The following is a 21,709-nucleotide window of genomic DNA, read 5'->3' as shown; positions in this document are numbered from 1 at the left end:
ACTACAAGGCAGCAATGCGCTGCCTTAATAACTCTTATGTGTATTAAAACGCGTAGCGCAGCATTAACTGAATAACAGGGCCTGCTTCTTCAGACTCCAGTTCATACTCGTCAAAGTCGCGGTTGATTTGATCATCAACCGTGTCGAACTTGTTAAAGGTTTCGTCTTTGCTTGCATCTAATAGGTTTGAGCCCACCAAACGAAGCGTGACGTCTTGCCAGCGTTTTTCTACGAATACTTCAAGGTCTGCGCCGTAGTGTGTGGTTACTTCTTCACCCACGATACGGCCATAAGCATCACCTTGTTTACGGTAAGTTGCACCGAACGAAGCCCCTAAATCAGGTAGATCTTGAATAAAGCCAACGTTAAACACGTAGTCAGATTGGTCGTTGAATTTACGGCTACCGAAAGTGTCATCTACTTCTGAATCAAGCCATGAGTAGTTAAAGAATACCCCTGTGTTTGGCATGCTAATAGCGCTTAGCGGCGTTGATAAATCAAGCTCGATACCTTTTACGTTGCCATCACCGGTGTTACGCGGTTGCAAAATGTAAGTACCATCACCTTCTGAACCTTGTTGGCCTGTATTAGCTATTTCGATAAGGTCAGTGACATCACGGTAGAACACATTGATACCCACGACGCCGCTTTTACCTAAACGATACTCATAACCTAAGTCCATACCCCACGATGATTCTGGTTGTAGGTCTGGGTTACCTAAAAAGTCGTTATCGCCTAGCTCTTTTTCAAGTAGAGCAGGGGTGATGTAATCAAAGTCAGGACGACGTAAGCTACGTGCAACCGATGCACTAACACGGCCGTTTTCAGAGACGTTATAGCGTAAATGTGCCGATGGTAAGAAGAAGTCATAATCGTTTTTAGCGCTGACACCTTCTGCTTTGTCAGTAATGGTTGAGTCGGTTGTTTCGTAGCGCACACCTAACTCCCACGAGAAGTCTTGGTCTTCGTGCTTAACTAATGCAAATACATCTAGGCGGTCTTCTTCGAGCTTATTGACGCCACCAGAGGCTGCTTCAAACTCGTTGTTAAAGCCTGCAAGTGACAGTGGTGTTTTGCTGAACTGATCCCAGCTAGTAAAGCTTTGTTCGCTTTCACCTTCGGCTTGATAAACCGCAGTATCGCGCTCTTTACCTTGTACAAAGGCACCGAATTGAATCGTTTTGTTCTCGCCTGCAAACAAGCTATGTTGCCATTGTAATGACCATTCTTTGTCATCAAGGTCTACGGTTTCTTCTTCTTCCTCAAATACCATAGGTAGTTCAGAGGTATCGATTTCTACTTCTTGTTCGTAAACAGACTCTTCAAAGCTTGCAAAACCAAGTTTGAATTTACTGGTGCCACCAAAAAGGGGTAACTCATAACCCGAGTTGATGTTGTAGTTGGTTTGGTCGATGAAAGACACATTGGCGTTGTCGGTCTCAAGGTTACCGCCTTCAACAATTGAGTTATTAATTGCTGTTGGGTCGTCATATTCAAATGAACGCTCATCTTCAGTACGGTCGGTATCAACCCAAATCGCGCTGATATCAAACTTACTGCCATCATCAAAAGCAATTTCGTAGCTGGCATTTAGCGAGGTGTCGTCACCGTCGCGAATATCTGATTGATCTTCGCGGTTATCGAATTCTTCGGTTTTGTAATTAGCGTTATTCTCTGGGCTATCGCCATAGCGTAGGCTTGATTTTTGTTTTGGGTTATAACGACCTTGTAAGTTCGCACCTAGTAGTAAACGGCCGCCAGCAAACTCAGTGCCGTAAACACCTGCAAAGCTTTCTTTTAATTCGCCATCGTCATAACGCAGGCTACCCGCACGAAGGTAACCACCATCTAGGCTGTAACCGTCACGCAATACAATGTTTAGCGTGCCGGCAATGGCATCGGCAGAGCGGTTTGCACTTGAAGCACGAATAATTTCTACACGCTCAATTAGCTCAGCAGGAATACGGTCAACAAAGAATGAGCGGTCAGCACCTGCACCAGGTACTTCTTCACCGTTGATAAGCACCTTTGTGTAAGCTGGGCTTAAGCCACGCATACGCGCGCCATCAGACTCTAAAACATCTGATAAAAACGTCACACTCGGTACACGTTTTAATGCATCACCGGCAGTCAGCGGTTCAAAACGTTGAAAGTATTCTTGTGAGTATTCAAGCGTCGGTGCTAGCTCTTGTGAGCGGTTGCGATAACCAATCTCGCCATATACAACAAGCTCTTCAGAGACTTTTACTTTTTTCTCATCGCTGCTTTGTTCGTCTTGTGCGTAAGCGGCAAATTGGCATAAGGCGAGGGCGCTTACTAACGCCTTCGTTTTAAATTGTTTCATGGGTTTGCTCCTGGTTGTCCTTGGTTTGATGAGCAAAGTACGCAGCTTAAATGACGCAAATGTGACAGAAAATCGCTAACAACCAGTAAAAACAAGTGATTAGGGGGTTTTAAAAGTACTTTTGAGCTGCAATAACCCCATCTTTTTAAGGCAATTATAGTACTTAAAGGGTTTAACAAGGTTTGACTGTCGTTTTGCTGTCACATCATTGAGCTAATATGACCCTGCTGCTTTAAACGCTAACGAGTTAGCATGGCAGCGTGAATTATTGTTAGGTACTGAGAATGCGATATAACCCTTTTACTCATCATCGATTTTTAACCAATGCCGTTATTGCTTTGTTTGTGATTGCGTTTTTGCTAAGCGCGCAAGCAGGAGAGTTAAAGCCTCTAGCCGATATCGCATGGTTAGATATTTTAGGCGAGGGTGGCATTGTGCTTATGACCCTTACTTGGATAGCTGCGCTGCTTATTTCGAGGCCGCCCGGCAAAGTCACCAGCTTTTTAGTGCTTGGGCTTGGGCTTTTTATGTTTTCAGCTTCCCTTGATTTATTTGATGAGTGGTTACATCAACCAACCAACACGTGGCTTACTTGGATTGAATCATTGCCTGCGCCGATAGGTATGATCTTCACAAGTCTTGGACTTTATCAGTGGCATCAAGAGCAATACGTCCTTAACAGGCAGTTAAAGCGCCGTGAAGCACAGCATCGTGAGCATGAATTAGTGTGCTCAATAACAGGGCTGTATAAGGCTGATTACTTACAAGATGTACTAAAAGAGCAGTTAAGTGAGCCACAGCCATTGCAACTAGCCGCTATTGATATTCGCGGTTTTGCTGATTTTAACGCTGAATTTGGTTTTATCGAAGGCGACCGCTTACTCCGTGAAGTGAGCGAGCTTTTATTGATGAATTGCCGCCTTAACGATGTCGTATGCCGCTATGCAGGAGACTGCTTTATGGTGCTAATGCCAAATACCAGCGCAGTACAAGCAAAAGAACTGGTGGCGCAAATTACCTCGGCGCTGAGCCATTGTGCATTTAAGGTCGAAGGCGAAAAACACGCTAAGTTTCAATATGTAACAGCGGCCTTAGTGGGCAGTATACAAGGCGATACACCACAAAGTTTAAGCTCGCGTTTACACGCTAAGTTACAACAACAAAAACAACAAAGAGTCAGCCATTGTGAAGCCGTATCTTAATCAAGATGACAAATACCTCACCGCACAGGGACTGATCACCACGCTGGTGGAGCTGGCCTTAAGTCGCGGCATTGCACTGCATAAGTTACTCAGAGGCACAGGGGTGTTTGAGCAAGACTTAATGAGTGTGCAGCATCAGTTTAGTATTTCACAGCAAGTGCGCTTATTGACGCAGTTTAAGCAGTTGATGAAGTCCGCCGACAGCGGTTTTTTATTAGGCAGTCAACTAGCAAACGATACCTCTGTTGCCGCCCAAGGCGTGTTAAATTCTGAGTACATCGGCCAAGCTTTAAAACAGTTACACAATTTACGCATGCAATTAGCACCTTTGTTATTTAGTTATAGTTATGTGCATAACGAGCAGTATTACATTGTGCTGCAAAATGCTGTGGGCTTGGATGATGAAATAAGCCAGTACGTAATGGAAATTTACAGCGCCGCGTTTTACCAAGTCCTAAAAAAAGTGGCAGGTGAGCGAGTCCCTTGTCAGTTTGAGTTTGCCTATAAACGCGCCAGACATAGCCAAGAATACGAGCAGCATTTAGGCCTTAAAGTCGCTTTTGAAAAGCCTATAACCCGTTGGGTATTGAATAAACAAGCGCTTAGGCTCACTAACCCCGCGTTTAGTAGTTTTAGGTTCTCACAAATTAACTCGCAGCTAGCGGCATTAAATTCTGCAAATAGCACCTTTGTGGAAGCCGTAAGCCGATTAATTTATCAAACTCCGGCGTTAAATTTAGACCAAGTAGCTAGCCAATTTGCCATGAGCCCTGCAACCTTCAAGCGTAAATTAAAAGCTCATGGCGTACGTTTTTCTACCTTGTATGATGAGCAAAGTAAGCGCAAAGCTATTTACCTACTTGCCATGCGCGAGCAATGCAATGAGCAAGTTGCCATGCGCTTATCATTTTATGATATTGCTAATTTTAGACGAGCGTTTAAACGCTGGACCGGGCTTACGCCAAGTCAATTGAAGGGGTAAGAAAGCCCATGCTATTGCATGGGCTATGGGTGTTATTCACCAATAGGTGTGATGTCATTTTCATCTAAAATGCCATCATTATCAGCATCATCATCAGCCGTTAGACCAGACTCTAAAATTGCTTGTTCAGTTACATTAGGCAAAAAGAAGTTGGGTTTGCCGTCATGATCTGTATCAATACTGGCAATTGCTTGACCAGAAAAGTCATCCCTTTGAGCTTTTAGAGTCGCATGTAACGTGAGTAAAGGTAATTTATCCGCTTCAGCATTAACAGGAAGGTTGATTAGTTCGTTTACAGATTCATCGTCACCTAATTGTGCGTACACAGCCACAAGGGCTTCTAGGTTATCTTGTATTACTTTATCTGATTGAGTTAATACATAAGCTTTTGCTTTGTCGATAGATGTTGTAAGTGCTGACATCGTATTTGCATATACTTCAGCATATTGCTGGTTGTTTGCTTGAAAGCGAGACAGTGCTGTTATAAGTGTATATTGCTCAAAAGTCCCAGTGTTAAGCAACTCATTACTTAAAGCAGACTCAAAAACTGACTCTAATAAAGCAGTGTAGTCTTCAATATCTATATTTTCTTTTTCGCTATCAATAATGGCTAAGCTGGTTTCTAACCACGAAACAGCTGTGTCTAATAAGCCGGCTCTCACCAAATAACCAAGTACTTTCAAGCGTTTTTCTGCTTGTTCATGTTTATTACTTAATAAGCTAATTTGTGTATCCAGTTTTGAGGCGAGACTACTTATACCTTCGTTGTTTTCAATAAAACCATACGTCGCAATAAGAGACGTTAAAGCACTGATACTGCTATTTGTTGAAAAGTTGTTTTCATTTTCTAAAAAGTACTCATCAAGCATTGCGGCGCAACTTGTTGCGTAAAGTTTCGCTTTTTCAGGGCTGTTTAAGTTAAGGGCTAATTGTACTAAGCCACCACATCCAAATTTACCCATAATGTAATATTCAGATACAGATAAAACATATTCAGGCGATGCTAGGATGCTTTGGGCATAATCAGTGACTTCTAGTGCTAGTTCATTTTCGCCACGAGTTTGTAAAATGGCTGCAGCACCAGGCTGTGCCGATGCATTTATTAAGGTTTGATAATAGCTTTTAGCATTGGTAGTTTCACCTTCCATAAAGTAGTTTTTAGCGTTACTGACCGCGTCAGATAAAGTTTGTCCTGCTTGCAATTTATTTGCGATTTCATACGCATAAGAGTATTCAATTGCGTCGTCTTTATCGGCCTGCTTAGTCAGTAATTGATAGGCAGGGTTATTTACCAGCTCCACATCATAGAGGGCTTTAATCGTTGCTGTAAGTGCTTCAAGTGGATAAGTATAGGTTGCGAGGGTTGCTTCAGCGTAAGGGCTTGCTGAAAAACTATAGCTATTATCAAAGCCAACTACACCATAGTATGACAATGACAAATTTGTATAATATTTAGCAGATTCAGTATCATTGAGTCTTAAATAATAGTCGGCAGCCCAACTCATGTACAATGCCCGCATACGCTCTGTGCTTTGGCCTTTGTAATCTCCTGACGGTTGGGTGTAAGCCCCAATATTTTCGGCAAGATCTGCCATGGTTTTTATTACAGCAAGGCCTGCATTTCTAACTGCTTCGGTATGGCTCGTACTATATTGTTCTACAGAAGCGATTGCTGTTTTTTTTACAGCTGAAACAAATCTAGCGTAAGTTTTATTGTACTCTTCAGTCCATACCTTACTGGCGTAAAGAGAAATAGTATCTAATATGGCTTGTGCGTGTTCAGTTTGACCAGCGCTATTGTATTGATTTGAAATAGATAGATAAAAGCTCGGATCGCTACTGCTAATGTTTTCTAACCCTTTTTCAGCAATATATTGATTGTATGTCGTAAAAGCTAATTCTCTGTACTCAATAGCTGCATCACTTTGTTGTAATTCATCTAATTTAGCTGCTGCATCAAGATATGCCGATGCTTTTTCATGAGATGTTGTGATTTTTTCAAAATGTGAATTAGCCTTGTCAGTAAAACCAGCAATTAAATAACCCACAGCTAATTGTGCATTTACTTCATTTAAGTAATTGTCGTCATTAATTTCACTACCGATTGCCTCTGCTTGCTTTAGGTGTGATTTATGTGAGCTGTAGTAAAAATTGCGTTTATCTTCATTTGTCACATATGAAGGTGTTAGTTCAATAGTAGCTGTAATCGCTTCGCTTATTTTGTTATCGGTGAAAGCGATTTCAAAACTGTCGTTTATTTCTGAGAGTGTTTCTGCCTCATAAGTAAACTGACCTGTGTCGCTATCTAGCTGCAATGTGCCATTAGCGGGTGCTGTTACTAACTCAACAGTAATTACGTCTCCATCAGCATCATTAAATACTAATGAACCTTGTGTTGTCGTTGACGTTGTCACCGTCACTGTTTGACTAACTAATACAGGAGCGTCATTTACATTATTGATTGTGAAGGTTAAAACAGCATCCGTATTTAAGTTACCATCACTGGCTGTGACCGTCACTGTGTCTTGACCAGCAAAGTCAGCGTTTGGGGTATAAGTGAAACTGCCATTGGCATTAAGAGCAAATAAACCATGGCTTGCAGCAGATGCGAGTGTGAAGCTCAATGAGTCATCGTCCGTCGCCTCAAGTTGACCTGAGAAAGATGTATCTTCCTCTAATGTAAATGCTGTGCTGCTTGTAAACTCTGGCGCTTTGTTACTCTGCGAACCGCCACAGCCTGCTAAAGCGAGCGCAATAACTAGCGGTGCGTATTTGATCTTATTATTCATCTTATATCCCGTGTTAATCATATAATATTAAAAACGGAACGGATTTTACCACTCAAATAAAAATAATAATAGATCTCGTTTGCATTTGGTTGTTGTGTTTTTTGGAATTACAGCTAACTAAGAAGTGATAGTTATATGGATGAGAGCGTTGTCATTCTCATCCATTTTTTAAAGTATTTCTAAGAAGGCGACAAGCGCTTCGCGCTCATGCTTTTCTAGCTCTAACTTATGGAGTAAGTCTGTGGTTGTAGGGAAGTTTGGGTCGTCTTTATACTTTCCCTTAGGCTTTGGTCTTGCACCGCCTGCATTATAAAAGTTAACAACACCAGCTAGTCCTTGAAATAAGCCTGTATGCATCCAAGGGGTACTTTGCTTTAAAGCAAGTAGAGAAGGTGTTCTAAACTTGCCAATATCAGCTGGGTCTTGCGTGGCATCAAAACGTCCTAAATCTTGAAGTTTTCGACCATAAAAATGCAGCCCCGTAACATGAAATTCATTGTCGCTGAGTAAAGCTCCTTCATGACAAGTCATACATTTTGCTTTGGTTCTAAATAGATGTAAGCCTTCAAGTTGTTGATCGTTTAAAAGTGCAACCGCTTCATTAGGATTGGTTTGCGCTTTATCGATAAACCGCGTGAATAATGACTCTGGGATATCAAACGTGCGTTCAAAGGCAACAATGGCTATTGCCATTTGCTCTTTGCTCATTGTTTGATTACCAAACGCTGCGAAAATAGGGGGTCGGTAATCTTCTGCAGCGTTTACTTTGTCAAGCGACTGCTGAATAGATGAGTCCATTTCTTTGGGATTTTCGATAGGCATTAAAGCTTGCTCTGTCGCTGTTTTAGCTCTGCCATCCCAAAAAAATGTTTGCCAATGATCAATGCCAATAATTGCCTGGGTATTACGAGTACCGACTTGGCCATCAATGCCGACAGCTAGTTTACGCCTATCCGTAAACGCTAAACGAGATTCATGACAGCTTGCGCAGCTTACCGTGTTATCTCGTGACAAACGTGTATCGTTAAATAGCTTTTCACCTAATGCAATGATCTCATCACTTTGGTTAAAAGGTTTGGCTTTTAACGGTTTTAGTGGCGCAGCAGGGGTCTCTTTAGCTGTCATTATGGCTGGCCATTGACTTTGCTCCACAGAATAAAGTTCTCGCAGAGTTGTGTCTGCATGAACTACAGAAGCAAAGAAAACACAAGCGACTGAAATTAACCCTTTATTCATAGTTATAGGTCACTCCTAGCCAAAACATTCTGCCAGGTTCAACACCTGATTTTCCTTCAATAATAGAGTAGGTACGAGCATTAAATAAGTTGCTTATATCAACACGTAATTGTAATGACTGTTTTTGCGTAATTTGATACTCCCAACTGGTATTTAACGAGACCATCACGCGAGCTTTATATTCATAGTCTTTGTAAATTGGAATAGCAGTATTTATGCTTTCACAGCCACTACATTCACTTTCGACACCGATAACTTCAGAACCAGAGCCGAGCACAGCTGTGGTGTAGCTACCAGAATACGTTGCTGTTAAGCCAGTCGATAAGTTGTCTGTCCAAAAAGTATTCCAACCAAAGTTTGCAGCAACAGGACGGCCAAAGTTAGCTTTAATAGTATTGAGTTCAGATAAGCTAATGATTTGATCTTTATAATAAACCAATGATTCAATAGGGGTGTTGTCAGGTGTAGCTGTGTAATCAGTATTACTTTCTGAGTTTTCACTGTAGCTGATATTAGCCCACAAAGAGTGATCGCCAAATTTTGCATCCCAAGACAGTGAGTAACGTTCGCTTTCACCTGTGCCAGTATTTTCCATAGTAATGTATTTATAACCATCATTATGTAAGTTGGTTTCTTCATTACGGGCAAGCTGATCACGTTTAAATCTTTTCACATATTTCAGTGATAGGTTGCCAAAGTTTTCTGTGGCATGGCGAAGACCTAGCGCAATTTCATCATCGTAAGGGCTTTTCACATCGTCAAAAATATAGCGAAAGTTACCTGTGTAAGAAGAAGGAAGCCAAGCCTGTAAATAACCGTTTTGAATAGGGCGGTACTCACGGTAGGCAAATTTTTGTTGCTCTTTGATTTTGTATGCTAATAATCCTGCATCATAGTAGCGATTTAAACCCGCGGTAAGCAGTGTATTGCCATCGTTAAATACGTCATAACCCATTGATAAGCGAGGAGCGATATTGTGATTTCTGAAAAAATCATCGTAGTCGTATCTGAGCCCTAATTGAAACTCAAACTGCTTCCAGGTGATCACATCGGTTGCATACAGTGCTGCTTTATTTAAGCTTACGTCTATTTGTTCACTGGGTGTGACCAAACGTGAATTAAAATACTGAGCCGTACTTGCTACATTATTAGAGTAGGCAAGTAAGTGCTCTGGGTTATTAAAATCGATACTGCCGCCTAGTTGCTCGGCAAGGGTATCTAAATCCACATAAAAGCTTTCTTCAATACAATCAATAGTATAACCGCTACAGTTTAATGAGTTTTGGCTTGAAGAGTACTGCACAGGTGAATCATATTTGTAATAGTTTTGTGCGCGATTACGTTCTACGTTTTGATGATTCAATTCAGCACCAATACGGATGGCGTGCTCTGTTTTACCCCAGTTTTTGCGGTTTAGGGTTAATGAATTACGCCAGTTGAAGGTTGTTTGGGTGTTTTCTAAATTACCATAACCTCCTATTTTGGAGAATAAGATAGGTGTGTAATTTTCATTGCTAGATTCTTGGTCAGCATACTGACCCCATTCTTTACCTTTAGCTTGTAGCCATTGATAAAAATGCGCAGGGGCGCTGCGATTATTATCGCTTTGGCTAGCATTAAACTCACTACGCCAAAAGCCTAAACTGGTTTCTTCACTTAGATTGGCAATAAAGCCCGTATTACCGCCATCAATTTCATAGTCACTGTCTAGTACGTCATCGAGGAAGCTTTGTGATTTGTATGGGGCGTATAAAAACGTTAGATCAAGCGCATCAACCCAACCATCACGATAACTATATTTTAGTAAGCCATTGATATTTTCTCTGTGCTCGGTTTTCATTTCTTGTAATGAAATAGAAGAGATATCACTTTTTAAGTAACTTAAATTGAACAATAGGGCGTGTTTATCATTGATACGCTTTTGCAGCATCAAATCGATATCTGTTTTTTCAAATACTGGCGGCTCAAGTGCTTCTTGCTCTGCGAGCGGATTATCATTATCGTTATCTTCACCTCTGATAATGTGATATTCCCCCCAATCACTTTGGTTAGTACGTACACCTAAGCTTATCTTTGTATCTTTAGAAAAGGGTGAAATGGTTTCGGCATCAATAACACCACCAGAAAAGTCACCATAATCAGCTGGAATGTTGTGATCATACACTGTAATTGATTCAACCAATTGGCTGTTAACATTCATGCTTTGTACACCACCATAGACATCATTTTCTGATGCACTGATCCTTGAAGAACTAGCAGGATCTAACCGATTGTTGTAGTTCATGCCATCAATCATAAAACCTGTTTGCCAAGGCTTAGCACCCGATATGCTTATTTCTGGGGCACTGACTTCTGCCAAACTATCAATTGAGAAATGACTTTCACTTAATAACACGCCAGGCAGTAAGCCAATTAGCTCGTTAATATCGCCATTTCCTTTTGGAGTTGCTTCAATAAAGTTGCGATCAAGATAGGCTCGACCAATTACTTCAGGAACCTCAATCCCTATGTACTGACCTTTTACAGTAATGCGTTCAATATCGTCGGTATTACAGTGCTGATCTTTACTTGGTTCACATTGAGGCTTAATTGTTTGCTCTTTTACTTCGTTAGCATGTAACGGGGCATTAAGTAAAAGCATCAAACACGCTGATAAATAGCGTATTTGCATTGTGACAACTCCTGATTGTTGATCTGGTAAAAAGCTTAGGTAATAACTGCAGCTGCATGATGTTTAATCACGACTAGCAGAAAGTTAGCGTGTTATGTGGGCTGATTTTATCATTAAAATACGAATGAAAATAGATCTCAATTGCATTTGTGGTTATTATTTATGCAGAAAAATTAAATAATTAATGGGGCGTTTATCAGCTAGAGGGTCGCTGTTTCTATGTTTGGGATTTTATTAGATGAAATTCATTGTCTTTTTGCAAAGAGTAGGCAAGTACATGTAAACATGTACTTGCCAATAATTTACTCACCTAATGGCGTAGTATCTAAACTATCTTCAATACCATCATTGTCAGCATCGGTATCAGCAGTGAGCCCTGAGTCGCTAATAGCGTCAGGTGTTGCCGATGATAAGAAGAAGTTTGGTTTACCATCGTTATCAGTATCAACACTTGCAACTGTGCTACCCGGAAAATCATCTTTAGTTGCTACAAGAGATGCTTGTAAAGCATACAGTGCTAATTTGTCTGCCTCTGCATTTATATCTAAGTTAATCAATTGCTCGGCTTTGTTGTATTGCCCTAAACGAGTATACATAGATACATAGGTTTCTACGTTATCCTGAATAACTTTATCTTCTTGAGTTAATAAATACTCGGTTGACTCATCTAGCATGCTAATAAGCTGGCTGTGAACCGATTGATAAATGTCAGCATACTGTTCGTTATTTGATTGGTACTTAGCTAGAGATACAAAGAATGAATCGCGTACAAAATATTTATCACCAACTTCTTTTGTACTAACTAGGGTCAAATAAAGTGTTTCAAATAGGTCAGTAAAGTCTTCAAATTCAAGTGATTGTGCATTGCTTGAAACAAGGGTAATGGCTTCTTGCACCCATTCTACTGCAAGCTCAGTTAGGTTATTTTCGTTTAGGTAACCTAAGTAAGAAACTAAATGGGGGATTTTGCTTTCAGGATTTTCCAGCTTGTCAATTTCAGCCTTCATTTTAGCTACTAATTCAGGTATTTTGTCATTAATCCCTGCCATGTTGTAGGTGCGAATTAATTCGCTATAACCTTTAATATCGAGCTCTGTAGATAGCTTTCCTGAATTTGCTTCCATCCACTGAGTACATTGCAGGGCATGGCTTTTTGCTTGCTCTTCGCTGCCCATTAATAAATCAAGCGAAATATGGCGAGCACAGCCCTGCCAACCTGTTCTACGATGAGAGCTCCTGAAGGACTGTTGATCAAAATAGGCTTCGGTAAACATAACTTTACTTGCTTCGTCTAAGAGCGCTAAACCAAGCTCAGGGTAGCCATAACTATAAACAATAGAGGCAGCACCCGATGAGGTTGTACCATCAGCCATAGCCCAATATAAGCTAGTTACGTTATTATCATCTTGTTCTATAAAGTAATCTTTAGCATCTGCAATTGCATCTGCAACGCTAAATCCAGCAATAACTTTGTTTGCAATTTGATAAGCATAAGACTTCTCTCGTGCATCAGTTTGGTCTTTTTCGGTCGAAATTAAATTAAATGCAGGATTCTGTGCAAAATCGATATCGTACAAACTGCCAATATAGGCTGTTAATTTTTCTAAAGGTGATTGATAAGTAGCAAGTGTTACCGCAGAGTTTGTTGCTGCACTAAATGAATAGTTGCTATCAAAACCAGTATGACCAAATAGTGATAATGCATAGTTAGCGTAATATTTAGCAGTCTCAATATCATTAACTTGCATCGACAGTTCAATAACACCTTGAATATAATAAGACTTCAATCTGTCGGTTTTTTCACCTTTATATTCACCACTGCTAACGTACTGGTAGCCTGTTTTGGTAATAGCTTCACCGTACGTTTTAATTATCTCAGAAGCGAGCGCTTTATTTGTTTCGTTTGGCTCTGCTAAATACCTTTCTACAGCAGAACTAGAAGCGTTGCTAAATGCTGTTAATAAACGACCATAAACTGTTGTGTAGTTCTCTTGCCTAACACTATCTGCGTACAACTCTAATGTTTTATAAAGCTCTGCGGCGCGAGTAAATTCACCAGAATCTTTATATTCATTAGCAATATACGAATAAAATGCAGCGTCGCTAGATGTTAGGTTCTCAACACCTATGCTTGCAATATATTGATTATAAGTGGTTACTGCGAGGTCTCGGTAAGAGCTTGCTTGTTCTGCAACACCTAGAGCATCAAATTTTTGTGCGGTTAATCGGTATGCGTTTGCTTTGTCACTTAATGTTGTGATTTTATCAAAGTGTTCGATCGCTTTTTGGTCGAAACCAGCTAATAGATAACCAATTGCCAGAGCAGCATTAACGTCACTCATATAAACATCATCATTAATGTTTTCGCCGATTGCCTCAGCTTGTTTTAGATACGATTTATCTGAGCTGTAGTAGTAATTGAGTTTATCCTCGTTCGTAACATACGAAGGTTTTAATTCAATAGTTGCGCTGATAGGCGAGCTGATATTGCCATCGGTAAATTCAATAACAAAACTGTCGTTAATTTCTGACAGCGTTTCTGCGGTAAATGTAAATGCCCCCGTTTGCTCATCTAGAGTTAGGGTACCGTTGACTGGAGGTGATACTAAAGACACAGTTACAGTATCGCCGTCGACATCATTAAAAGTTAATGTACCTTCTGTTGTAGTCGAGGTAGTTACAGAAATTGATTGACTCGCAAGTGTTGGCGCATCGTTAACGTTATTAACCGTAAAAGTAAGCACTGCATCTGTGCTTAAGTTACCGTCAGTAGCAGTAACAGTTACCGTGTCTTGGCCTGCAAAATTTTCTTTTGGGGTATAACTAAAGCTGCCATCAGCATTTAATGAAAATAGTCCGTTACTTGCTGCAGAGCCAAGTGAATAGCTTACTGAATCGTCATCGCTGGTAGTTAGTTGACCGGTAAGACTGCTATCTTCGCTTAAGGTAAAGGCGCTACTGCTTGTAAACTGAGGAGCCTTGTCGCCATCTGAACCACCGCACCCAGTGAGTGCTAGCGCCACTGCTAATGATAAATACTTTATTTTGTTACCCATATGGAAACTCGCATTAATTATTTTTGGAAATTGGCGAGATAGTAACATCAAAATACGAATGAGAATAGATCTTAATTGTATTTTGTTTGTTCAAGCATAGTATATACAGAAATTTCAAATGTTAATTCACTTTAAAAGTTGGCTTCATATCATGTTAGGAAAAATATACCTTTTCAGAGCAGTTATTTTCCCCGAGCTGCGTTAGACTATTGTTATTGATGTAATTAACCGAGGTCTCAAATGATTGAGTATCCTGTTGACCAACTTCCCCAGTTAATTGATGACTTGCTTCAGTGTGATACCACAACACGTAAAAATAAGTTACTTGCTGATGCTAAAGAAAAGCTTTCTACTGAGCATTTATCGTTATTGTTTGAAGCCTTACCTAAAGAACAGCGTTTAGAGATTTGGCAATTACTCGATGAAGATACACAACATGAAATCTTCATTAACCTAGGTGGCGACAGCTGTCGTTGGCTATTGCAAAGCCTAGAAGAAGCCGAAGGCTTTAAGCTACTTGACGAAGTAAGCGTAGAAGAGTTACTTGAACTTGAAGAAATTATTCCTGAGCGCTTTGTTGATTATGCACGCAGACAACTTGATGAAGTTCAAACAAAACAGTACGACCTTGCACAGCAATATAATCCAGAGCAGTTAGGTCACTGGCTCGATTTTGATGCTTTAAAAGTGTCAGAAAAACTCACAGTGGCAGGCGCGCGTAAAATTTTTCAAAAAGGCTTACCGCAATATACCGAGGTGATTTATCTAGTCAGCCGTAAGGGCACTCTCATTGGTGAAGTGGCTATCAATGCTTTATTTAAAGCCAATGATAATGACAGCCTACTGGATTACGCGAACCTTGATGTATCGGCTTTACATGCTGATGACGACTTATACGAAGCTGCTGAAGTGGTTATTCACAGTGAGCAAATGGCGATGCCTGTTGTGAATGCCGACAACAAACTATTAGGCCGATTGTCAGTGTCATCAGCTTATGAATTGCGCCAAGAAGTCACCGACGAAGCCGCTGCAAAAGCCGGTGGTCTTCGTGAAGACGAGGATCTGTTCTCAAGCGTCACTAAATCGGCAAAAAACCGCGGTATTTGGCTTGGTATTAATCTAGCAACGGCGTTTTTGGCCTCTTGGTTTATCGGTTTGTTTGGTGCAACTATCGAGCAAGTGGTTGCGCTGGCGGTATTAATGCCGGTTGTCGCTTCAATGGGTGGTATTGCAGGTAGTCAAACGTTAACGGTTATTGTGCGCGGTTTAGCACTCGGTCAGGTTACCGACTCCAACCGTAGAGCACTGCTGAAAAAAGAGCTAAGAGTGGGGGCGTTAAATGGCTGTGTTTGGGCCTTTGTGATTGGTGTACTCACTTATTTTTGGTTCAATGATGGCATGTTAAGTCTAACAATTACTATCGCTATTTTACTTAACTTGGTTGCTGCTTCGTTATCAGGGGTGGTGATCCCATCGATTTTAGATAAGCTTAAAATCGATCCAGCCCTTTCAGGTTCTGTGATCCTGACCACAGTCACCGACATCGTCGGTTTTGTTACCTTCCTAGGTTTAGGTAGTTTACTCCTTCTTTAAGGGATCGGATGCTGGCTAAAGTAGTGTTTAGCCAGCTTTTACAAATCAATCCCCTCTAGTGATAACTTTCAAAAGAACATAAAATAAACACTTTTATTTACCTAATACACAGTTATTATGAATTGTGACTCAGTCAAGCTAAAAGGACGTTAATATGGTATTAGGTAAAAAAGGAGTACTCGCTGCTTTATCGGTAATGTCAGTGTTTAATGTTTCAGCGGCGCAAACTACAACTGGTGAACAAACTAAGCTGAGCGAAGATCCCACCAAGGTCGTCACTCAGTTTGGTGCAAGTTATTCAGATGAATTAAGGATCACTGGTTCGCTAAGTTTGGGAGCAGTAAAAAAGCTTAATGCTAGTGTGAGTGCCAATGGCGATGAATGGCGTGTTGGTGGCTCGTGGCTATTTGATATTGGCATTGTTAATTTTAACTTTGGTAAGCAAAGTTATGATCAAGGAGCTGAGCGCACAACCTATAGTGTTGGCACTTTTATGCCACTGAGTTACTTTGATATTGCGCCCTATGGTTGGCAAATTTTCGCTATGGGTGGTTATAGCCATGTTGATGGTGAAATTGCTTGTTTAGCAGGGCAAGGGGCGTGTTTAACATCAGAAATACCTGGCCCTGAGGGTTGGGTGCTTATTCCAAACAGTAGTGATGGTGGTTATTTGGGGGCGTTTGCTTTAAAGCCATTATCCGAAAAATGGACATTAATGACTGCAGCAGCGTATTCGGTAGGTTCTAACGATTATTCAGGTTATTTCGCCGCTATTGGTGCAAGTTATCAATTTGATAAACAACAAAGTTTTAAGCTATTTGCTGCAACAGAAGACAGTGATTACGGCTCAGATCAAAATTTAGTGCTGGGTTACACTTATCAATTTAATTAAAAAATACTGTTACAAAGCATTAAATTTTGTTAGTTTTCTGAGTGAGTTATCGCTGAGAAAATAGTGCATGAAGAAAAAGTTAGCCTTGTTATTGTTAGGATTATCGAGCCTTAATGCCAATGCCTCTGAAAACTTTAGTGATCATGAGATGTTTTGTGAGCAACAATCACAAATTAGTTGCTTAGATTACATTAATCAACAGCTAGCAAGCAGTGAGCTTGGATCTGCGCGTTGGTATGAAATTAAATCTTATCAGTTTGATTATTTCTACGACAAAATGGAATTTCAAATCTTGAAAGATAGCACTGAGCCTTTCATTACCGGTGAAGAATTGCCTGTTGTCTTCCAAGTGCAAGTTTACTTTTATTACGCTAAATCAATGCATTATTTAGGCGACTTTGAAACTGGTCGTAAATATGCCACAAAAGCATTTGAAAAACTGCAAGCAATCTTCGACTCTTTTGGTAACCCTATGCGCATGGTCGAATTGGCTAATTTGCAATACGTGTTTGGCAACAAAGAAACGGCATTGCAAATTCTTGATAGGGCAGAGCGACGCTTTGGTAAAAGCAAAGATCCCATTTTTCACTTTGAACTGGCTTCGAATAAAGCAAATGTTTATCACTCATTAGGTGATGTAGACGGTGCACTTGCAAGCCGAAAATCCGCTGCTGATTGGATTTTAAAAACCAACCATAACCGCAAAATATCTGTCGCTTTAGGTAACTTAGCGCGTACCCACCAACTTCTGGCAAGTTATGAGCAAGCTGACGCTGTATATATTCAGTCTCTTAAGTACATGGACTCAGACTCAGATCGAAATATGATTGCTATATATAAGTTACGTCTTGCTGAAATCAATTGGCAAGCAGGAAAGCAAGATCAAGCATTAAAATGGTTTAAGCAAGTGCATAAAGAAGACATTCGCCAATCACATGCGAAACTTTATGCACACCTAGGTAACGTGCTTTAGATAGTGTAAAAACACCCTGGTTTTTCGGCTTCACCCGGCGCTAAAATTTGTAGATGGGTTGACTCACCTTGTTCCATCAAAGGCTTCATAGTTTTATCAAACTGCTTAGCGGCATGTTCAATTAATTTTGCTTGCTGTTCCAGTGCTTTAAAATCGGCATCATGAGCAGCCATAAGTTTATTGAGTTCTTTAGCCAACTTATCTTGCTCTTTTAATAAACTTTTATTAATTCGCAAGTGGTTCTCGTCTTCAACAACTGCTTCTTCGGTGATTGCTTCTATTTGCTCAGAGTACTCAGTAACTTGTAGCTCTATGTCATTAATTGGTTGCTCGAGTGCTTCAAGTTTTACTTGTTCACGCTCAAGCTCTAGGTATGCTGCAATTTGCTCGTTATTGAGGGGACTTTCGCTTACCTTTTTACAGTCTTTAAAAGTGATAACGCGATAATCACCCTGGTTGTTTGTTGTGCTGGCATTAGAGAGGCCAATACAAGCAGTAGTGGCCGTGATTAAGATTGCACTTATGCTAATACGTACTAAATTCATAATGATGTCCTAATGGGTTATGTTATTTAGTTAGTCGTCGCAAGTGTGAAAAAGGTTGTTTAAATTTTAAATTTATATCCCACGCCATAAATTGACTCAATGTAATGGCTATCAGGGTCGGCTTGAGTCAGCTTTTTACGCAAGTTTTTAATGTGTGAATCAATGCTGCGCTCGTAGCTCTCAAAGTACTTCCCTTGGGTCATGGTCAGTAAATCTTGGCGTGAAAAAACTTTATTAGGTGAAGCAATTAATATTTTTAATAAACTAAATTCATTAATTGTAAGTTTCAGTTCTTCATTTTTTACCAGTACTTTGTATTCGCTCGGATCAACAATAATATTGCCTGCTTTGAATGTACTTGGTTTGTTACTTGGCATTCGGCGTCGTTTTAAAATAGCTTTCACACGCGCCATTAACTCTTTTGGTTTGAATGGCTTAGTAACATAGTCATCGGCACCAACATCAAAACCAATTAAGTGATCAATTTCTTCGACCCGTGCGGTAAGCATAATAATAGGCACATCACTGTATTGTCTTATCTTGCTGCACAACTCAATACCATTTGTGCCTGGCAACATGATATCGAGAATAATCAAATCAGGGTTTAGCTCATTAACAGCATCCAGTGCGCAGTTGCCATCGTGAATTAGGCTTGTTTTAAACCCTTCAAGATATAAATACTTTTCTATTAATTCGGCAATTTTAACTTCGTCTTCAATAACGAGAATATGCTGTTTAGCTAAGGTTTCTGACATATTATTGCGCCTCTGCAAGCGGGAGTTTTAACGTTAAACACAGACCGCCTAAACGGCTTTTAGTTGCATTTATTTTTCCTTGATGGGCTTCAACAATTGTTTGGCAAATCGCCAAGCCTAAGCCAAAACCGCCGGTTTTTCTGTTACGAGAGCTATCGGTGCGATATAAACGATCAAATAGTTTTTCAAGAGCCTCATCAGGAACACCGGGGCCTGAATCTTCTATCGACAAAAATACATGATGGTTAGACACGGTTAAATCTAACCAGACTTTTTGCTGTTCATCGGTGTAGCGTAAATTATTTTCTAAAATGTTTTGTAGAACTTGTGTAATACGATTTTGGTCGGCTAAAACCATCACTGTTTGCTCTGGTAAGGTGGCATTAAGCGTGATATTTTTGGATTGAAATTTAAACGCATACTTATGCGCTTGTAGGGCCACCAAGGCATTAAAATCAATAGTTTCCATATGATAGTTAAAACTGTGTCTGTCGAGTGAGCTAACTTTATGTAAGTCGTTCACAAGTCGGCTTAACAGCGCCACTTCTTCTTGCAGTGAGCTTATTGCCTTTTGGTTTGGTTCAATAATGCCATCATTAATGGCCTCTAGTTCACCCTCTAAAATAGTTAAAGGCGTGCGTAGCTCATGAGAAATATCCATGAGCCATTGGCTTTGCTGCGACTCAAAGCGTCTGAGCTCTGTGGCAATACGATTAAAATCATCCGCTAAGGTCGCAAATTCATCACTACTGTTGACGGTTATTTTGGTCTCAAACTCGCGTTCTGCAAGGGCTTTTGCGCCTTTTTTCAGCTGCGAAATAGGGTTCGTAAAATGACGTGCGAGTAAGTAACTAAATAATAACGCAATTAATAAACCAATCCCTGCTGTCCACAAACTGATGTTAATTTGTGTATTAAGGTAATGCTGAGTCAGTGCGCTGACATGATTGCGGTTAGCATGCAGTTGAAGTACTGCAACAACGTCGCCATTGTGGGTGATTTCTTGCTCGTTCACGACCTCAGTTTCGGTATTGCCTGCAATCAATATTTCGCCTTTTTCATCAAGCAAACTTAGGCGTTTTTCAAAGGGCATGAAGTCATCAGGCATGGGTTTATTGCGAGGTGGCGACTCATGCATGTCAGCAAAGTTAGCAGGCTCGTTAAACTCATTTGATGGGTCAAATTCAGGTGGCTGGTCGAACGATGGTGGCACCCCAAAGTCATCGGGGGGTGGCATCGCTTCATTTTGCATACGTTTTTCAGGAGGGCCATTTAATGGAAAAGGGCCGGGCTCTCCTGGTTTTGGGCTATTGGGCGAAAACAATAAACGGCTTGAATGAAAATTACGGTTAATTAATTCATACCACAGGGCTTTAGAATCGATAAACATCCCAATCGAACCCGTTTGCTGATACTGCAGGCTAATTTCAGTGGCTATACGGTTAAATGCTTCGTTATCTATATCTTCAAATACATTATTGAGCATACGCTTATTGGAAATTGCATTTAGACCAAACATGGTCAGCACCAGTAGTAGCGTAATGATAAGATTGGTAATTAAGAGTTTGTGAATTAACTTCATAGATGTAATAGTAAAATGTAATAGCCAGAAATGAATATACTATAAATGTCTATTTTTTGGCATGTGCATCCTAGTCACTCTATAAAAGCACCATTTTTTCTACACAAAGTCTCTACATTTGTTCTTTATACTCGACGTTAATTACTCATGTTAGCGAAGGGGCACAAGATGACTTTAAAACCTGAACTTTATACTCGTAGAAAAATGCTTAAAACATTAGGTGTTTCAGTTGCTGCTGTGCCTATGTTGGCATTTTTAGGCTGTAACTCAGACAGAGTATCATCAACGGATACAACATCTGACACCGATACATCAACAGATACAGACACCAGCACTGATACAGACGATACAACAACCACGAACGACAGTGATTATGTATCAGGCACAACAGCTCTTATTACAGATGACTTTCCTGATGACAGCATTTTTGAAACATCAACCGCATGTGTGTTAGCACTGACTCAAGCAACAACCGAAGGCCCATGTTACTTCCAAGCTGATTCAGACGAAGACATCTCTGATGGCCTAACGGGTTTACCTATGATGCTGTGCTTACAGTTAATCGATAGCGACTGTAACCCATTAGCAAATTACGAAATCTCGGTTTGGCACTGTGATATCAGCGGTATTTATTCGGGCGATACTAGCAGTAGTTCTGATAGCTCACGTTTTGCGGGAGATTTCTGTACTGATGGTGATGCCGAAGCTGAGGCAAGTACCTGGTATCGTGGTTCATTGATCACAGATAGCAGTGGTCGTGTGAACTTTAAAACGCATTTCCCAGGTTGGTACTCTGGCCGTACTATTCATATTCACTTTAAAGTAGCAAACAACAATAACGACTATGTAATCAGTCAGTTCTGTTTTACTGATGCGTTTGCAAAAGAAATTTGTACCACTCATAGCGATTACAAATCACGTGGTGAACAAGATACAACCCTTGCTAGCAACGATAACGTGTTTGGTAGTGATTATGAGCAGTTTATTTTAAACACAGCACAAAATAGTGATGGCACTTTATTGGCGTATCACACTATTCAAATTAGTTAATTTATTCACTTATCATTGTAGGTTAGGGCGTGTTAGCAA

General features: G+C 40.4%; 14 protein-coding genes. 6 read left to right on the top strand and 8 right to left on the bottom strand.

Translation table 11 applies throughout. From position 1 onward, the window contains the following. Window positions 1-43 precede the first annotated feature (43 nt). Entirely contained in the window at window positions 44-2,344 is a 2,301-nt protein-coding gene (locus AN213_RS09220; protein WP_055198384.1) for a TonB-dependent siderophore receptor, read from the bottom strand. A 284-nt stretch (window positions 2,345-2,628) separates the two neighbouring features. Here AN213_RS09220 and AN213_RS09215 point away from each other — a divergent pair, with 284 nt between their 5' ends. Together AN213_RS09215 and AN213_RS09210 are read left to right on the top strand one after the other, a co-directional pair. Continuing rightward, window positions 2,629-3,546 carry a sensor domain-containing diguanylate cyclase gene (locus tag AN213_RS09215; protein ID WP_054560672.1) on the top strand — a complete coding sequence of 306 codons (918 nt, stop codon included), beginning with the start codon at window positions 2,629-2,631 and terminating at the stop codon, window positions 3,544-3,546. Continuing rightward, entirely contained in the window at window positions 3,530-4,528 is a 999-nt protein-coding gene (locus tag AN213_RS09210; protein WP_054560671.1) for an AraC family transcriptional regulator, read from the top strand. The genes AN213_RS09215 and AN213_RS09210 overlap by 17 nt, the downstream gene beginning before the upstream one ends. Before the next feature lie 32 nt (window positions 4,529-4,560). On the opposite strand, the gene AN213_RS09205 is transcribed toward AN213_RS09210, so the two are convergent. The 4 genes from AN213_RS09205 to AN213_RS09190 all read right to left on the bottom strand — a co-directional run bounded on the left by AN213_RS09205 (window position 4,561) and on the right by AN213_RS09190 (window position 14,280). Further along, window positions 4,561-7,317, bottom strand: a complete 2,757-nt coding sequence (locus AN213_RS09205; protein ID WP_054560670.1) for a cadherin-like domain-containing protein — start codon at window positions 7,315-7,317, stop codon at window positions 4,561-4,563. A 168-nt stretch (window positions 7,318-7,485) separates the two neighbouring features. Continuing rightward, entirely contained in the window at window positions 7,486-8,553 is a 1,068-nt protein-coding gene (locus tag AN213_RS09200; protein ID WP_054560669.1) for a cytochrome-c peroxidase, read from the bottom strand. Further along, the gene (locus AN213_RS09195) at window positions 8,546-11,224 is read right to left on the bottom strand and encodes a TonB-dependent receptor plug domain-containing protein (protein ID WP_054560668.1); all 2,679 of its coding nucleotides are present in this window, start codon (window positions 11,222-11,224) and stop codon (window positions 8,546-8,548) included. The genes AN213_RS09200 and AN213_RS09195 overlap by 8 nt, the downstream gene beginning before the upstream one ends. 302 nt (window positions 11,225-11,526) lie before the next feature. Then, on the bottom strand, window positions 11,527-14,280 hold the full coding sequence (locus tag AN213_RS09190) for a cadherin-like domain-containing protein (protein ID WP_054560667.1): 2,754 nt from the start codon (window positions 14,278-14,280) through the stop codon (window positions 11,527-11,529). Between the two features lie 240 nt (window positions 14,281-14,520). On the opposite strand from AN213_RS09190, the gene AN213_RS09185 reads away from it, so the two are divergent. The 3 genes from AN213_RS09185 to AN213_RS09175 all read left to right on the top strand — a co-directional run bounded on the left by AN213_RS09185 (window position 14,521) and on the right by AN213_RS09175 (window position 17,738). Beyond that, window positions 14,521-15,873 (top strand): magnesium transporter, encoded by a 1,353-nt coding sequence (locus AN213_RS09185; protein ID WP_054560666.1) that lies wholly within the window; start codon window positions 14,521-14,523, stop codon window positions 15,871-15,873. A 154-nt stretch (window positions 15,874-16,027) separates the two neighbouring features. Continuing rightward, window positions 16,028-16,765, top strand: a complete 738-nt coding sequence (locus AN213_RS09180) for a hypothetical protein (RefSeq protein ID WP_082401532.1) — start codon at window positions 16,028-16,030, stop codon at window positions 16,763-16,765. A gap of 67 nt (window positions 16,766-16,832) precedes the next feature. Beyond that, window positions 16,833-17,738 carry a lipopolysaccharide assembly protein LapB gene (locus AN213_RS09175; RefSeq protein WP_054560665.1) on the top strand — a complete coding sequence of 302 codons (906 nt, stop codon included), beginning with the start codon at window positions 16,833-16,835 and terminating at the stop codon, window positions 17,736-17,738. On the opposite strand, the gene AN213_RS09170 is transcribed toward AN213_RS09175, so the two are convergent. The 3 genes from AN213_RS09170 to AN213_RS09160 are packed head-to-tail and all read right to left on the bottom strand — an operon-like array spanning window position 17,735 to window position 20,557. Beyond that, window positions 17,735-18,283: a hypothetical protein gene (locus tag AN213_RS09170; RefSeq protein ID WP_054560664.1), complete on the bottom strand. Its 549-nt coding sequence runs from the start codon at window positions 18,281-18,283 to the stop codon at window positions 17,735-17,737. The genes AN213_RS09175 and AN213_RS09170 overlap by 4 nt on opposite strands. A 59-nt stretch (window positions 18,284-18,342) precedes the next feature. Continuing rightward, window positions 18,343-19,038 (bottom strand): response regulator, encoded by a 696-nt coding sequence (locus AN213_RS09165; RefSeq protein ID WP_054560663.1) that lies wholly within the window; start codon window positions 19,036-19,038, stop codon window positions 18,343-18,345. Between the two features lies 1 nt (window position 19,039). After that, window positions 19,040-20,557 carry an ATP-binding protein gene (locus tag AN213_RS09160; protein WP_054560662.1) on the bottom strand — a complete coding sequence of 506 codons (1,518 nt, stop codon included), beginning with the start codon at window positions 20,555-20,557 and terminating at the stop codon, window positions 19,040-19,042. Window positions 20,558-20,788: 231 nt separating this feature from the next. Here AN213_RS09160 and AN213_RS09155 point away from each other — a divergent pair, with 231 nt between their 5' ends. Next, window positions 20,789-21,670, top strand: coding sequence for an intradiol ring-cleavage dioxygenase (locus AN213_RS09155; RefSeq protein WP_082401530.1), 882 nt, complete (start codon window positions 20,789-20,791; stop codon window positions 21,668-21,670). Window positions 21,671-21,709: the final 39 nt, after the last annotated feature.

It is taken from the genome of Pseudoalteromonas sp. P1-8 (genome assembly GCF_001399985.1).
Classification (GTDB): domain Bacteria; phylum Pseudomonadota; class Gammaproteobacteria; order Enterobacterales; family Alteromonadaceae; genus Pseudoalteromonas.
This window is presented reverse-complemented; position numbering and strand designations above follow the sequence as displayed.